Source organism: Streptomyces sp. NEAU-W12 (assembly GCF_026242095.1).
Lineage (GTDB): Bacteria > Actinomycetota > Actinomycetes > Streptomycetales > Streptomycetaceae > Streptomyces.
In genome coordinates this window covers 128,492-141,835 of record NZ_JAPJDM010000005.1, presented here as the reverse complement: position 1 = coordinate 141,835, position 13,344 = coordinate 128,492, and the positions used below count along the sequence as shown (strand labels likewise).

General features: G+C 71.6%; 15 protein-coding genes. All 15 read right to left on the bottom strand.

Going from position 1 to position 13,344, the window contains the following annotated elements; all coding sequences use genetic code 11:
- Positions 1-14 precede the first annotated feature (14 nt).
- The 15 genes from ORI94_RS08325 to ORI94_RS08255 all read right to left on the bottom strand — a co-directional run bounded on the left by ORI94_RS08325 (position 15) and on the right by ORI94_RS08255 (position 13,313).
- On the bottom strand, positions 15-1,205 hold the full coding sequence (locus ORI94_RS08325; RefSeq protein ID WP_266073714.1) for a hypothetical protein: 1,191 nt from the start codon (positions 1,203-1,205) through the stop codon (positions 15-17).
- A complete protein-coding gene (locus tag ORI94_RS08320; RefSeq protein ID WP_266073713.1) occupies positions 1,202-1,660 on the bottom strand; it encodes a hypothetical protein in 459 nt (152 codons plus the stop codon). Before ORI94_RS08320 ends, ORI94_RS08325 begins: the two co-directional genes overlap by 4 nt.
- 36 nt (positions 1,661-1,696) lie before the next feature.
- A complete protein-coding gene (locus ORI94_RS08315; RefSeq protein WP_266073712.1) occupies positions 1,697-2,803 on the bottom strand; it encodes a hypothetical protein in 1,107 nt (368 codons plus the stop codon).
- A complete protein-coding gene (locus tag ORI94_RS08310; protein ID WP_266073859.1) occupies positions 2,796-3,539 on the bottom strand; it encodes a glycosyltransferase family 2 protein in 744 nt (247 codons plus the stop codon). Before ORI94_RS08310 ends, ORI94_RS08315 begins: the two co-directional genes overlap by 8 nt.
- Before the next feature lie 43 nt (positions 3,540-3,582).
- Entirely contained in the window at positions 3,583-4,092 is a 510-nt protein-coding gene (locus tag ORI94_RS08305) for a hypothetical protein (RefSeq protein WP_266073711.1), read from the bottom strand.
- Positions 4,093-4,236: 144 nt separating this feature from the next.
- Complete coding sequence (locus tag ORI94_RS08300) at positions 4,237-5,247, bottom strand: hypothetical protein (protein WP_266073710.1); 1,011 nt, start codon at positions 5,245-5,247, stop codon at positions 4,237-4,239.
- Positions 5,248-5,257: 10 nt separating this feature from the next.
- Positions 5,258-5,824: a hypothetical protein gene (locus ORI94_RS08295; RefSeq protein ID WP_266073709.1), complete on the bottom strand. Its 567-nt coding sequence runs from the start codon at positions 5,822-5,824 to the stop codon at positions 5,258-5,260.
- Positions 5,825-6,008: 184 nt separating this feature from the next.
- A complete protein-coding gene (locus ORI94_RS08290; RefSeq protein ID WP_266073708.1) occupies positions 6,009-6,626 on the bottom strand; it encodes a hypothetical protein in 618 nt (205 codons plus the stop codon).
- Between the two features lie 24 nt (positions 6,627-6,650).
- Positions 6,651-7,223 (bottom strand): hypothetical protein, encoded by a 573-nt coding sequence (locus ORI94_RS08285; protein WP_266073707.1) that lies wholly within the window; start codon positions 7,221-7,223, stop codon positions 6,651-6,653.
- A gap of 14 nt (positions 7,224-7,237) precedes the next feature.
- Positions 7,238-8,752 (bottom strand): VirB4 family type IV secretion system protein, encoded by a 1,515-nt coding sequence (locus tag ORI94_RS08280; protein ID WP_266073706.1) that lies wholly within the window; start codon positions 8,750-8,752, stop codon positions 7,238-7,240.
- A gap of 28 nt (positions 8,753-8,780) precedes the next feature.
- The gene (locus ORI94_RS08275; RefSeq protein ID WP_266073705.1) at positions 8,781-9,242 is read right to left on the bottom strand and encodes a DUF6238 family protein; all 462 of its coding nucleotides are present in this window, start codon (positions 9,240-9,242) and stop codon (positions 8,781-8,783) included.
- A 91-nt stretch (positions 9,243-9,333) separates the two neighbouring features.
- On the bottom strand, positions 9,334-10,806 hold the full coding sequence (locus ORI94_RS08270; RefSeq protein ID WP_266073704.1) for an SCO6880 family protein: 1,473 nt from the start codon (positions 10,804-10,806) through the stop codon (positions 9,334-9,336).
- A gap of 81 nt (positions 10,807-10,887) precedes the next feature.
- Positions 10,888-12,270, bottom strand: a complete 1,383-nt coding sequence (locus tag ORI94_RS08265; protein ID WP_266073703.1) for an SCO6881 family protein — start codon at positions 12,268-12,270, stop codon at positions 10,888-10,890.
- Positions 12,271-12,306: 36 nt separating this feature from the next.
- Positions 12,307-12,999 carry a hypothetical protein gene (locus tag ORI94_RS08260; RefSeq protein ID WP_127433486.1) on the bottom strand — a complete coding sequence of 231 codons (693 nt, stop codon included), beginning with the start codon at positions 12,997-12,999 and terminating at the stop codon, positions 12,307-12,309.
- On the bottom strand, positions 12,999-13,313 hold the full coding sequence (locus ORI94_RS08255) for a DUF6112 family protein (protein ID WP_054100372.1): 315 nt from the start codon (positions 13,311-13,313) through the stop codon (positions 12,999-13,001). Before ORI94_RS08255 ends, ORI94_RS08260 begins: the two co-directional genes overlap by 1 nt.
- Positions 13,314-13,344: the final 31 nt, after the last annotated feature.

Here is a 13,344-nt window from a genome sequence, read left to right as displayed (position 1 = left end):
GCAAAGCGGATCTCCTATCGGTGGCGGGCCGTCGTGCTGGCGCGGGGCGGCGGCGCGGGCGGTGTGGTGTCCACGGCCGGGCGCGGGCGGGTGCGCAGCACGGGGGTGCGGTGCGGGGGCAGGACGGCGACGGTCGCACCGAGGTCCTCGGCTGCCTCTTCGACTTCGCGGGTGAGGAACTCGATTTGCCGGCCCAGCGCTGAGAGGCGGGCGGCGATCTGGCGGCCCTGCACGGTCTCCAGGGCGCTGGCGAACTGGCTGGTCGTCTCCAGAAGTTCTTGCAGGCGGACCATCGGGCCGGCGGCGTAGCCGCGCTGGACAGCTCCCAGGAGAGCGTTCGAGGCGTCACCGGCACTGTGGCCTTCGACGACGTCGCGGATGAGGTCCTGCAGGGACAGCTCCGGGGCCGGAGCCGGACGGTTGAACCGGGAGATGTCCGAGCACAGCACGCCGGGCGGAACCGGAGCGGGCAGGGCCTTGCCCGCCTCGTACTCGTGGGCGAAGTGCCCGATCACCTGCCAGCCCGGTACGCCCGGGTCGCCGCGCAGCGCGACCACTGTGGAGTCGTCGTCCTCGACCAGGTAAGCGAGGGTGATCGGCTGTCCGTCGGCGGCGTACCACGACTCGGTCAGCTCCAGCGCACCACGTATCTGTGCGGCCTGGGCCCTGTCGGTCCACAGCTGCTGTTCCTCGTCGGTCAGCGGAGCCTGGTGGTGCCGGCCGTCGCGCTGGTCGGCGAGGTTGCTGGCGATCGGGCTGTGGTCCGCCCAGGCAGTGAGGTGCGGCCACAGAGCCGCGTGCTGAGCACGTTCGGCTGGAGAGCCGGGCGCGGCCGGCCGGGCGAGGGCCCGGCGGATCTCGGCGGCGGACGATGCCAGGCCGTCCAGGACGGCCCGCCACCCGGTCAGGTGCCGGGCGGGCGGCAAATCGTCGAGCGCGAGTCGGGCGGCATCGAGGAGAGCCTCGGCGTGCGGGGCGAGGTGGGTGACGTACGCCTCCACCGCCGCCTTGTCACGGTGGGCTCGTGCGGCTGCGGCGGCGTCTGCGTGGACGGTGCGGCCGTGGCGGTCCCGTGTCCTGTCGAGGGCGGCATCGGTCTCGCAGTCGATGACGGCCATCCGCAGCCGGAAGTCGCGTGCCTTGCTGGCCAGTTCGGACGCCGTCGGCAAAGGACTGTCGGGGGCTGGGCTGTTCGTGGGTGTCATCGGGACCGCCCGCCGGCTGCGGCCGTCAGGTGGACGGTGGGAGCGTAGGTGGGCTTCGGCGGGATCGGCCGGGCCGACGGAGGGTAGGTGGTGGGCGGGCTGGAGCGCTGCGTCGTTCGGCCGGCGGCGGCCTGGGCGAGCCTGCTGCGGCGCTCCTGGAGCCCGTGGGGCCGGACAGGGCGCGGCGGACCGGCGGAGAGGGCCGGATTGAGGCGGATGTCGGCCTGCACGGTGTAACCGTGGCGGCGCAGGTCATGGACAGCCTGGCGGGTGCGGCGGACTCCGTCGCGCTCGGGCTCGCTGAGGCGATACAGCCCGGGTTCACCGGGAACGGGCTCGAACTGCTCGCGCTCCAGGAACCAGTGGGCGAGGTGCTGGGGAATCGAGGAAGTGAAGGAGGCGACGAAGCCGTGTTCCTTGTGGTCGCCGAAGGAGAAGTGGGTGCCGGGTTGCAAAGGGGCGGGAATCTCCAGACTTGTCGTGGGGAACGGTCAGTGGCTGCGGTACGCCGGCCGGGCCGCAGCGAGGGGGCGGGCTGGGGCTGTGACGGGGAGGGCCGGGCGGCGGTGGGGTGCGCTCAGGCGGGCCTGGCGCAAGAACGCGTCGCCGTCGGTGAGCCACGTCTCGATCGCCGGCCACGCGCGTGCTCGGCGCTCATGCTCCGGTACGGCATCACCGTGGACGATCTCGTCGAGCAGGGCTTCGGCATCGCTCACGGCGTCGGCCAGACGGGAGAGGGCTGAGGCGTCGTCGGGCCACGGGCTGTTCGCGGGCCGGCACCGGTCGAGCAGCGTCGGGGCGTGGTCGACGACGGTCAGGAAACGGCGCCAGGCGTGGTCGAGGAACAGCTCCGTCGAGGCGCCGAGGGCAGCGGCGCTCAGCGGGGTGGCGTCGCTGTAGCTGCCGGAGGCGTTCATGGCCTGCCAGGCGTCGTGCTCGGAGCGGATGTCTGCGAGCACGCCGGCGATGGCCGCCGTCTGGCGGGCATGGACGGCCTGCTCGTAGGCGGGAAGGTACCGGTCGGTGAGGGCCTGGGCAGCCCGCCCGGGAAACGGCGGCAGGACGATGCTGGGCGGAGCGTGGGGATCGCCATAGCCTCCTTCGAGCCCTTCCGGCGAGAAGGCGCCCACCAGGTAGCCGAGATGATGGCCGGGCCGCTCGACGAACAACAGAGTGGTGCCCTGCGCCGCGTCGGTGAGGACCGCGGCGTAAGGGATCCGCTCGCTCTGGACGGCGCGGCCGAGGTCGCCGCTGTCCCAGATCCACGGGACCAGGTCCTCCTGCCAGGCCGGGTGCGCATAGATCTCGACCGAGGCGTGCCACTGGCCGGGCAGCAGGCGCGCGAGGTCACGGGCGGCGTCGCCGATGTACCGCCGGCTGCTCATGTGCACGCTGGCGCGGTGCCGCTTCGCGCGCGTGACCAGATCGACCACGGTGGTCTGGGTGCCGTCCGCGGGCAGGTGCCAGACGCCGTCGTCGGCTCGCTGGAAGCCGCTCTCGGTGAGGGCGGTGTGCGCCCACGGATACTGCTCGCCCGAGGCGATGGCGACGATCCCCGACTCCCGGCTGTGCGACAGGATGATCTGCGCCTCAGCCACGGACCAGGTCCTCGCCACCGCGCAGGACGGCGCGCAGGCTGCGGCCGTACGCCCAGGCGTGCTCCCGGGCCGCCGCCTCCAGCTGGTCATATCCGACCTGGGCCGTCATCTGCCCGGGGTGCTTGCGGTAGCGGTACACGGGCACCGGAAGCAGGATTCCGGGCGCGAGCGTGGTGACGCCGAGGGCCGCGCAGTAGTCCTCGCCCTGGACGAGGCCGCCCATCGGCGCTGCGCGCACGAGATCGGTGCGGGCGAGGATCGTGGTCGGCCCGATGGGGATCGTGTCCGTCGGCGTCTTCCAATAGGTCCACACGTCGCCGGCCTCGTGCCGGCCGGGCGGGGTCGGGCAGCGCCACAGACGGGTCGAGCCATCGGGGTGCTGGTCCTCGCTCCAGCCCGCGCACCAGCCGACTCCGGTGGATTCCAGGATGTCCAGCCGTACGGACATGGCGTCATCGGTGAACTGGTCGTCATCATCGGCCCAGTTGACGTAGGGGGTGCGCACGTGAGTGAGGGCCAGATTCCTGGCGCAGGCGGCGCCGACCGGCCGGGGCAGCTTCAGTGTGCGGATGCGAGAGTCCTGCGCGAGCGCGGTCGGCAGGCGCTCGGGTGTGGTGCCGTCGAGCGCGATCACGGCCTCCCACGGCACGGACTGCCGGGTGAGGCTGGCGTGCATGGCGGTCAGGTAGTCGAGGCGGTCGTCGCGCAGGCGGGTGGCGATGACGACCGTAATCAGGGGAGCGGGCAGGGAAGTCTCCGGCAATGAGGGGCGGTGCGGGTCAGCGGCGGGCAGCCGTGCGAGGCCCGGTCGGCGCTGCACCGGCAGCGGGCCGCGGTGGGCGCGCGGTGCGCGAGGTGGTGGGCGTCCGGCGTGTGGTGATGGCGGGCCAGTGCGCCGGGTGGTCGCTGAAGGGGGTGCTGGGGTCGCTGTCCCAGGCCACGAGGGGGCCCGTGCCTGTGTGAGCCATGCTGATCACTTCGATGCCCTGCGGATGCAGGATGTAGCCCCACGGCATGCCCAGGTCGCTGGCGGTGGTGTCGGTGACCGTCATGCGCACCGGGGGCGAGCCGTCCGGAGTGATCAGGCGATCGAGGGTCCGGCTGGGCCAGTGTTCGCCGCCGGTCAGCGTGGCCACGAGCGTGGGCGGGGCGTCGTCGAGGAGATCGGTGCCGAGTTCGTCCCAGCCGACGGCGATGTCGTCGATGAAGTGCTGGGCCATGGCCTCGACGTCGCGTCCGAACTTGTACTGGTAGGCGGCCAGGAGGAGCGGGAGGTGGTTGCTGGGCACGCCGTCGAGCTGGACGTGGATGCCGCTGTACCCCGTGCCGGCGGTGGGGCGGGCGATGAAGGAGTGTGTGGACAGGGAGTTCTCCGGAGCGAGCAGGGGGCGGGGGATGTCCTCGGTGGCCGTCGAAGTGGCGGGCGGGTGCGGCTACGCGCGGTGTGACCAGGAGGGGACCGGGGGGCCGGAGGCGTCGGTGCGGGCGCAGGTGTAGCCGATCAGGCGGGAGGGCTCGGCCTTCGCGGGGACGGTGGCGGCGTCGTTGCACACGAACGTGTACTGGATGGACATGCGGGGCACGTCGTGGAGCCAGGCCCGGTCTTCCTTGCCGGGGTTGATCTGCAGGCCGGAGTGCGCGACGGCGTCGGTCTGGGTGTGCGTGTGGGAGAAGAGGACCAGCGCGCCGCCGTCTTCCGTCTTGAGGGCGTAGGCGTCCGTGAAGCGGTTGTCGGCTTCGTCGAAGACGCTGGTTCCCTTGTCGCCGAAGCGTGTTGCGGCATCGCTGTGGACCTTGACCTGCCGCTTGCTGGCCTTGGTCGGCGCGAACACCTTGCTTCCGGTGTTCGTGCCTCCGGTGGTGAAGTTGTCCAGCACGGCAGTACGCAGCAGGTCGGCGACGTCGGGCAGCTTCTGGCTGTCGAGGTCGACGACGGACACCATCTCCCAGCGGTTGTGCTGGGGCTGTTCGGCGAACACGGCCAGGCGGGAGGGGGCCTTGCCCTTCTCGCTGGAGAGGGCGGCAGCGAACCAGCGGTCCTGTCCGTCGGCCAGGCGGGGGATGTACAGCTTGGCGCTGGCGAGGTCGTAGGACCAGCGCTCGTACGGCTCGCGGTCCTTGGCGGGGAGTCCTTCGGTCTCGGTGTAGTCCGAGACGGACATCGCGTACAGGGGCCCGTCCTCGACGGTGTCGAGGAGGCGCCGGTCGCGGTCCGCATTGGCCTCGTTGTTGATCTTGGAATAGCGGGTGATGACGTCGCGGGCCTGGGCGGTGCTGAGAGCGGGCGCGGGCTTCGGGGCGGTGCTGGCGCTGGGCGTCTGCCGGGCCTGGGCTGGGCCGTCTTCGTCGGAGCAGCCAGTGAGGGCCAGGGTGAGGCAGGCGGCGCCGATGATCAGCGGCAGAGTACGGCGGGCGGTGCGGATGGAGGCTCCAAGGGTTCGCAAGGGGAAGAAGTCAGGGCGTGCGTCTGGCCGGTGGGGCGGCTTTCGGCGATGCCGGCGGGAGGACACCTGGCGGGAGGGGTGACGGCTGGGCTGGGGGAACGTGTGAGTTTTCGTGGGGCAACACGGGGTGCGGTAGCAGCCCCAGCTGGGCGAGGCGGTGGTCGATCGCCTCGATCAGAGGTTGGGCGCTGCCGCCGTGGCGGGCTTCGGGCCGTTGGGGAGCACTGGGGTCGTTGGAGGGTGCCGAGTCGTAGATGACCTCGAACAGCGTCTGGTCGTCGGGGTGCTCGCGAGTGGCGATCCAGCCCTCCGGCTCTCCGGGCGGTCGCTCGGAGGGCGGGTCGTGCGGCGGACTGATGACCAGGTAGCTGTCGTCGGGGAGCGAGACGCGCACGTTGTAGGTGCTGAGGCCGAACTCGATGTCGCACTGCAGCCCGCGTGCCCGAAGCGGCGTGATGACGTGTGCGTGGCGACGCCACAGCTCCTGCCACCACGGCGTATGCACGTTGCGGTGGTCGGGCAGCGGTGCGAGCGGTACCTGGCCGGGTTCTGGAGTGGTCGTTTCGTCAGCGGCCATGGCTCCTCCTGCGGCTGCCGCCGCTTGCGGCCCGGAGGTAGGCGTGCGGGTCGTCGGGGCGTGGGGGAGAGGTCAAAGGGTGTGCTCCTTCCTGCCGACGGGCAGAGCGGCGACGGCTGTGGCGTCGGGGTGATCCGGAGTGCAGTGGGTCAGGGCGCGCACGGGCACGGCCGATGGAGAAGAGCTAACGGCGAGGCCCGCGGCCGGTGGAGGGGGGAGCGGGCGGCAAGCTCGCGGTAGCTCCACGCGAGGCGTCGGCCGACGCTGTGGGGGCGGGGGCCGGGTCATATTCAGCGCGCAGCCTCTTCAGGCCGGCTTCGTCGGCGAGAGCGAGGGCGGACAGCGCCCGGCTGGCCGCTGTCATCAGCAGGTGCGAAGGCGATCCCTTGGCCGCGTCGCGGTTTTCCTGCTTCCACCGTGCTGCGGCGACGAGGTAGTCACTCAGGGCGCGCAGTGCGGGTTCGGCGGCGTCCAGGACGTGGTCGGTGACCGCGTCGATCTCCGCCGGGGTCCGGGCTGCGGCGAGGGCGTCCAGGTACGGGGTGAGGTCGGGCGCCGGCCAGGGCTGGTCGGGTAGGGGGTACGCGGCGCGGAAGGGCTGTGCGTCGCGTTGTGCCCACCGCTTCAAGTCGCCGCGGGTGGCGAGGTTGTACCGGGCGGCTTGGATCTGGTCGGCGTCGCGGCCGACGTTGTCGTAGAGCTCGAAGTCTGGGTCGCGGGGGATGATGCAGGAGTCCTTCGGGGCTGGTGCGGGCTGCGGGTCGTTGCGGGCGGACTGCACCGGGGTGGCGATCTGTTGCACGAGCAGCTCACGGCTCCGGCGCGGTCAGCGGTGGAGACCGCCAGGCCGGGACGGCGGTGGTTCCGGCGGTCCCTCCCGGCGGGTCAGAGGCGCAAGGAAGCGCTGGACGCCGAGGTGGTCGTCGAGTTCCTTGGCTGCGTCGCGGAGGGATTCCGAGGCACGCCGCAGAAAGGCTCGCGCTGAGGCGTGGTCGATGACCATGCGATTCGTGAGGTAGTGCCGGTCGGTGGGGTTGGTGGTCCGGGGCAGGGTCAGGGCGGCCTCCGCAGTCTCGGTGAAGTGCGGGGCTGCGTGGCTGGAGATGGTCGCGGCCGTGGCGAGTTGCTTCAGGACGGTCCGGCCGGTCCGGGTGGTGTGGTGAGGGCTCCGGGCGAAGGCGTCGGCCAGGCGGAGGACCTCGCGTGAGAGGTCCTGCGCATCGGTGGCGTGCTGGAGCAGCGCGGTGTAGGACGGCGCGACCGGAACGTGCCCGTTCTCGTCGAGCAGCTCCCACCGCTGGGCGGCGTCGTGCAGTTTGTCCTTCATGGCGTTGAGCGCGCCGATAAGGTGGAGCGCGTCGTCGCGCGGTATCAGGTCGCGTTGAAAATCGGGCTTCACGGGCCTTTTGCTCCTCAGTGCATACGGGCGTCGGTGTCGAAGAGCGCCAGTTCGTGGCTGTGCAGGAGGTGCTGCACGATGAAGCTCCGACCTGCGACTTTCCACAATCCGCGCCCTCGGTTGAGGTGGGCGATGGCGTCCATCTCGACGGAGGTCAGGCCGAGCAGGGAGGCTGCGGCGTGGAGCTGGTCGGTCTCCTGGCGGTAGATGATCCGGGTGGAGCAGTCCGCCAGTAGGCCCTCGGCCAGGGCGCGCCCCTGTGATCCGGCGTCGCCAGCGGTGAGCAGGTCGGACAGCCGGTGGATCACCATGAGGTTGGCGATGCCGAGGCCGCGGGAGAGCTTCCACTGGGCCTGCATGCGCTGGAGCAGGCCAACGTGCCGCATCAACCGCCATGCCTCGTCGTACACGATCCAGCGCCGGCCGCCGCCGGGGTCGGAGAGGGCGGATTCCATCCAGGCGCTCGCGCAGGTCATCGCGAGGACGAGGGCGGTGTCGTCCCCGGAGCCGCCGAGGCGGGACAGGTCGATGGTGAGCATCGGCGCATTCGGATCGAAGGCGACGGTGGAGGGGGCGTCGAACATGCCGGCCAGGTCGCCGTGGACCAGGCGCCGCATGGCGTGGGCCAGGTCGCGGGCTGCTTCGCCGAGCTGGCCCGACATCATCCCGGCGGCCTCATCGAGGTCGGTCGGGTTGTTGAGGGTGGCGGCGATGTCGCCGAGGAGCGGGGTGCGGTGGGTGTCGGCGGCGCGGGTGACGACGGCGTCGAGGGCGACGTCCAGGGCGGTGTGCTCCATGGGCATCAGGTCCCGGCCCAGTACGGTCCGGGCCAGGGAGCCGAGCAGGAGCAGGCGACGCTTGCGGATCTCGCCGACCCAGTCGGCCTCGGCCACGCTGTCCGGGCGCGGGGCTGCGTCCAGGGGGTTCAGGCGTCCGGGCAATCCGGGCCCGAGGGCGACGGACCGGCCGCCGAGGGCTTCGGCCACCGGCGTCCACTCGCCCTTCGGGTCGCACGGGACGTAGACGCGGTACCCGAAGGCGACCGACCGCAGCGCGAAAGACTTGGCCAGCGCGCTCTTGCCCTGGCCGATCACGCCGGCGAGCAGCAGGTTCGGGTTGGTGAACCCCTCGACCTTGCCGTACAGAGCGAACGGGTCGAAGACGAATGACGCCTCGGCGTGGACGTCGCGGCCGATGTAGATGCCCTCGGCGCCGAGTCCGCCTTCGGCGAGGAAGGGATAGGCGCCGGCCGCGACGGCGGTGGTCATGCGGTGGGCCGGAAGTTTCAGCCGGTTCCCGCGGGCGGAGGCGGGACCGGGGCGTCCGCTCGGTGGGTAGAGCGGGACGGGCATCTGCTGCTCGGGGAGGGTGCTTTCGCTCTGGTGGGCGCTGGCTTCGGCACGGGCTTTGGCGGCGGCCTCGGCGAGCTGGCGGCGTGCGGCCTTGCGGCTGGCGCGGTCGGTGCCGTGGGGGGTGAACAGCGGGCTGGCGGACGCGCGGCGGGCGCGACGGGCGGGCCGGTGGCTCATCGGGTGCCCTCGATTCTGCGGGTGGTGCTCATCGCACGCAGGCCGTGGCATGCGGGCGGAGGTCGGTGGGGGTGGTCTTGCGGCGGACGACGCGTCCGGCGGCGAGGTGGCGTTGGCAGATCGTCAGCACGGGCGGGCCCTCGGGGAGCCGTTCCGGATGACAGGCGCTCGTCGCGGTGGTGACCTCGGTCGTGCCGGGCAGCAGATGGAAGGCGGCGTGGACTTCGGTGGTGACCTGCCAGAGCCTGGTGTGGGCGGCGGCCAGGTGGCGTCCGGCGGCCGGGTGCGGGGGCCGGGTGTGGTCGGCGAGCAGGTCCAGAAGCTGGAGCAGAGCGGTGAGGTGGGCGTGCAGTACGTCGAGGTGCAGACGGTCCACGGGCCGGGGCGGGTCTGCGTCCGACGGCGCCAGGGCTCGTGCGTGGTGGCGGATGCCGGCGCTCGCGGCGCGGAGGTAGGGGTGCGCGTCGTCGGGGCGCGGGGGAGAGGTCAAAGGTGGTGGTCCTTCCTGCCGGTCGGCAGGGCGGCGACGGGCGTCCCGTCGCGGGTGATCCGGAGTGCAGTGGGCCAGGGCACGCTCTGGTTCACAGGGCGGTGCGGGCGAGCGGGAGCGCGGAGAGGGCGAAGGCGTCCGGCTGCTGGTAGTTGAGCCTGCGGAGATCGACTCCGGAGGTGACGGCGTGGGTCTCGATCTGTGCGCAGGCGGCGTCCAGGAGTGCGTCGGTCTCGGCGGTGACGGTGACCAGGCCGGTCAGTGCCACGTCCGCGTGCCCGGCGATGAGCTGGCGTTCGCGGGTCTTGACGTCGGCGTACTCGACGGAATCCTCTTCGGAGTCGACCTGCCCGCGGCGGGCGCGTTCGTTGGCGTCGGCGATGATCGCGGCCTTCTTGCGCTGGACGTCCCGCAGTGCCGACTCGAGCCCCTGCGGCACGTAGATAAGGGAGAGGCTGCGGCGCACACCGGCCGTGAACATGATCCCGTGCAGGAACCCTGCCCCCATCTCGGTCCTCGGCCAGTTCTCCACCCAGTACGTCGCGTGCCGCGCGCTGTCGGTGGCGAGGCGGTCGTACTCCTCGAACTGCACGACGGGCCCGGCGGCTGCGGGGTCGGCCTCGGCACGGCCGGTCTCGGACCAATGCTGGAGCGCGGCGAGCGCCTTGGGGTCGTAGGCGGTGCGGATGACGGCGGCGATCTCCCGCGCGCTCAGCCAGCCGGTGACCATCAGGCCGGCGTTGCGGGCGGCCTGGGCGATGGAGGCGGTGGTCTGCTGCATGACGGTGAACGCACCGGGCAGCCCTCCGCCGGCCTGATTGATCAGGCGCCGGGCGGCCTTGAGGTCGAGGGAGATGGCGAGGTAGGTCTCGTGCGGAGCGGCGGCCGGGCCGGCCGAGGCGACCAGTTCGGAGTAGACCTGCCCAGCGACGGGAGCTTGGGGTTGCCCGTTCTGGGTCCAGTGGCGGGTGAGCGTGTCACCGCTGTCGGGCACGGTGCGCTCCAGTACCTGGACGGTGGCGACGTGCCCAGTGCGGGCGATGCCGGCGAGGGCGCGTCCCCAGCTGGTGACGTTGTGGTTCTGGGTGGCGGGGTCGAGGAGGGCGAAGGCGCGGCTGGTGACGCGGGCGATGGCGGTCAGGGTTTGCTGGTGCGGGTCGTGGACGGCCGCAGCCTGGTTGGAGGAGTCGCCGGGGGTGACCACCTTCAGGGAGGCGGCGGTGCCGGGAAGGTGGAGGACGCCGTCCTGCCTTGGTCGGGTGACGGGCCGGGCGAGCCAGAGGGTCTGGCCGGTGCGGCGGCGGTGCGTGTACCGGGTGACGATCGGTGCCCAGTCGATGAGGGAGCGGCCGTGGCGGCGGATGGCGACGAGTGCGCCGGATGCCGCCCACAGCGGTGCCAGGGCAACGGCGCCGAGTAGCCCGGTGGAGATCACCGTCATTAGCAGCAGGGCCAGTGAACAGGAGACGAGAACGAGTTGGGGCAGGGAGAGGCCGAGGAGGATGCCGCGGCGGCTCCGGTGGGGGAACTTCACCGTGACCGGAGCAACAGAGAGGTCAGTCATGGGGGCGGGTCCTGGAGGCGCGGGTGGAGGCCGGGGGCGGGAGGTGGTGTGCACGTCCCGCCCCCGGGCGTCGGGCAGGGGTCAGAGGCCGGTCGGAGGCGGCGGCGGTGCCGACCCGCTCGACGCGGCGTCCTGTGAGCCGGAGGACGGGGGTGCGCCCTGTGGAGGCGGTGTCGTTGTCGGCGGAGTGGTTTGCCATCCGCCGCCCTGGCCGGACGCGGCATTCGCGCCGGATCCGCCAGAACCTGGGGTGCCTCCCACCTGGCCGCTGGTGTCGTCGGACACGCTGGTCGGCGCGGGCTGGACGGCTTTCTCCAGGCCGGACTTGACGGCATCGCCGCCGGGCGAGCCTCCCGTACCACCGCCCTGCGAACCGTCCTTGCCTTCGCCGCCGGTCGGGTCGGTGGCGACGTCGCCGGGGAATCCGCCGCCGTCGGGGCCTTGCGGTGCGGCACTTCCCATGGCGGCAGCGCCACCTGCTCCGGCTGCGGCGCCACCGGTTCCGGCGGTGGCTGCGGCTGCGGCGGCCTTGCGGGCGGCCTTCTCGGCGTGGGCCTTGGCGATCTGGGCCCCGGCGCCACCGGCACGGTGGATGGACTCGCCGTCGGTGCCGTCGGCTGCCCAGTGCACGAATTTGAAGACGGCGTACGGGCACAACAGCACCAGGACCATGATCACGATGCCGGACATGACGTCGGCGAGCGCGGCGATGCCGTCATTGGCTTCGGTCTTGCCCATGGCGGCGATACCGAGGACGAAGATGACGGTCATCAGGAGCTTGGAGACGACGAGGGTGGCGGTGGCTTCGATCCAGCCCTTGCGCCAGCGCCGGGCGACTTCCCAGCCGCCGCCGGCGGAGGCGAAGACCGCGAGGGTGACCATGACGAGGATGCCGACCTTGCGGACCATCATCACGCACCAGTAGAGGAAGGCGCCGATGGCGGCGCCGAGCCCGGTGACGACCGGGACGAGCCAGCCGAGACCGGACAGCGCCCCGATTTGGCTGACCTTCACGACGCGGCGCACGGCCGATTCGATGTTCAGGTGTGCGGCTTTGAACAGGCCGTCGCTGACGGCGTCCACGACCTCGATGGCGACTGTGGTCAGGGCGATGGCGCAGAAGGCGAACAGGACTCCGGACGCGGTGCCCGTGAATGCTTGGGTAAGGGCTTGCCCGTCGCGTCTGATGGCGGCCCGGACCAGTTGCGCGCAGAAGGTGGCGACCAGCAGGACCAGGCCCAGCGGCAACAGCATTTCGTAGTTGTCGCGGAACCACCCGGCGTTCAGATCGACCTTGGTGGTGGTGTTGACGGCTTCGGCGGCCAGGTCGGCTGCGGCGGCTGCCAGTTCACCGGCGGACTTCGCCATCCAGCCACCGATGGCTTTGCCCGGGTCCGAGGCGAAGTCCACCGCGTCGCCGACGGCGCACAGTTTGTCCGCCAGGGGGAAATCACAGAAACCCACGAGGAGTTACTCCTCCTTTCGTGTCTCAGGCGCGGGTCACTGCGTGACGCTCGGTGCGATGGCGGCCAGGGTGCAGTCGTGGTTCGGGCGGCACTGGACGGCCAGGGTCACGGCGCGTTCCTCGGCTCCGCCGCCGCCCTTCTTCCAGCTGAGGGTCTGCTTGCCGTTGACGGTGACGACGTAGATGTACGCCTCGGTGATCGCGGACGGATCCTCGGCCAGCGCCTGTTTGAACGCGCCGGGGTAGTGGCCTTCGGTGATGTGGGCGGTGGCGTGCTGGTCCTGGTCGGCCATCCGTGACCACAGCACGGGGTCGGGGACCTGGCCAGCGACCGAGGTCCAGTCGGCGTACTTGGTCTCGGTGGTCATCCAGGCGCGCATGCCGGCGAGTTGCTGGTCGCGGCTGGTGTCGCGGGTGTCGTAGGACCAGAGCATCTGGGCCGCTGCCTTGGCGTAGGCGACCGGCTCGGCGATCTGCGGCGGCTTGGGCACCGACCCGGACCCGGAGGAAGGCTTGGGAGCAGCCTCGGAGTGGGACGGGCCGCCCGTGGGAGCCGGTGGCGCGGCATCGGGAGTCTGCTGGCCGTTGCCACCGCCGGTCAGCAGGGCAACGACCCCGGCGAGGGCAAGCAAAACGGCGACAACGGTGGCGCCGATCGCGATGCGCTGGTTCGTCGACCAGCCCGAGCCGTACGAGGACAGCGAAGAGGAAGGGAAGCGTTTCCGCATCAGTGGACCTGCGATCCCAGGCCGGAGAAGAAGGCCACGATGCCGTTCGCTGCACCCAGACCGAGGGCGGCGCCGGCGGCGACGACGGCGCCCTTCTTCCCGTTGGCCTCGGCCTGGTGTCCACCGGTGTGGTGGCCCCAGGCCCATACGCCGAGCGAGACGGCGAGGGCGCCGACGACGGCGATGATCCCGAACATGTTGATGCTGTTGACCACGTTCTTCAGCACGGCGAGGCCAGGCAACCCGCCGCCTTTGGGCGTGATTCCTGGGTCGTAGGCGAGCTGGATGACGCGGTCTGCGAGAGGGACGGACATAGGTGGTGCGAGGCTCCTTGCATACGCGGGC

Coding starts and splice junctions, on each gene's coding strand:
- ORI94_RS08280 (WP_266073706.1), bottom strand. CDS start 8,752: ATGAGCCACCGGCCCGCCCGTCGCGCCCGCCGCGCGTCCGCCAGCCCG.
- ORI94_RS08255 (WP_054100372.1), bottom strand. CDS start 13,313: ATGTCCGTCCCTCTCGCAGACCGCGTCATCCAGCTCGCCTACGACCCA.
- ORI94_RS08260 (WP_127433486.1), bottom strand. CDS start 12,999: ATGCGGAAACGCTTCCCTTCCTCTTCGCTGTCCTCGTACGGCTCGGGC.
- ORI94_RS08270 (WP_266073704.1), bottom strand. CDS start 10,806: ATGACTGACCTCTCTGTTGCTCCGGTCACGGTGAAGTTCCCCCACCGG.
- ORI94_RS08295 (WP_266073709.1), bottom strand. CDS start 5,824: ATGGCCGCTGACGAAACGACCACTCCAGAACCCGGCCAGGTACCGCTC.
- ORI94_RS08325 (WP_266073714.1), bottom strand. CDS start 1,205: ATGACACCCACGAACAGCCCAGCCCCCGACAGTCCTTTGCCGACGGCG.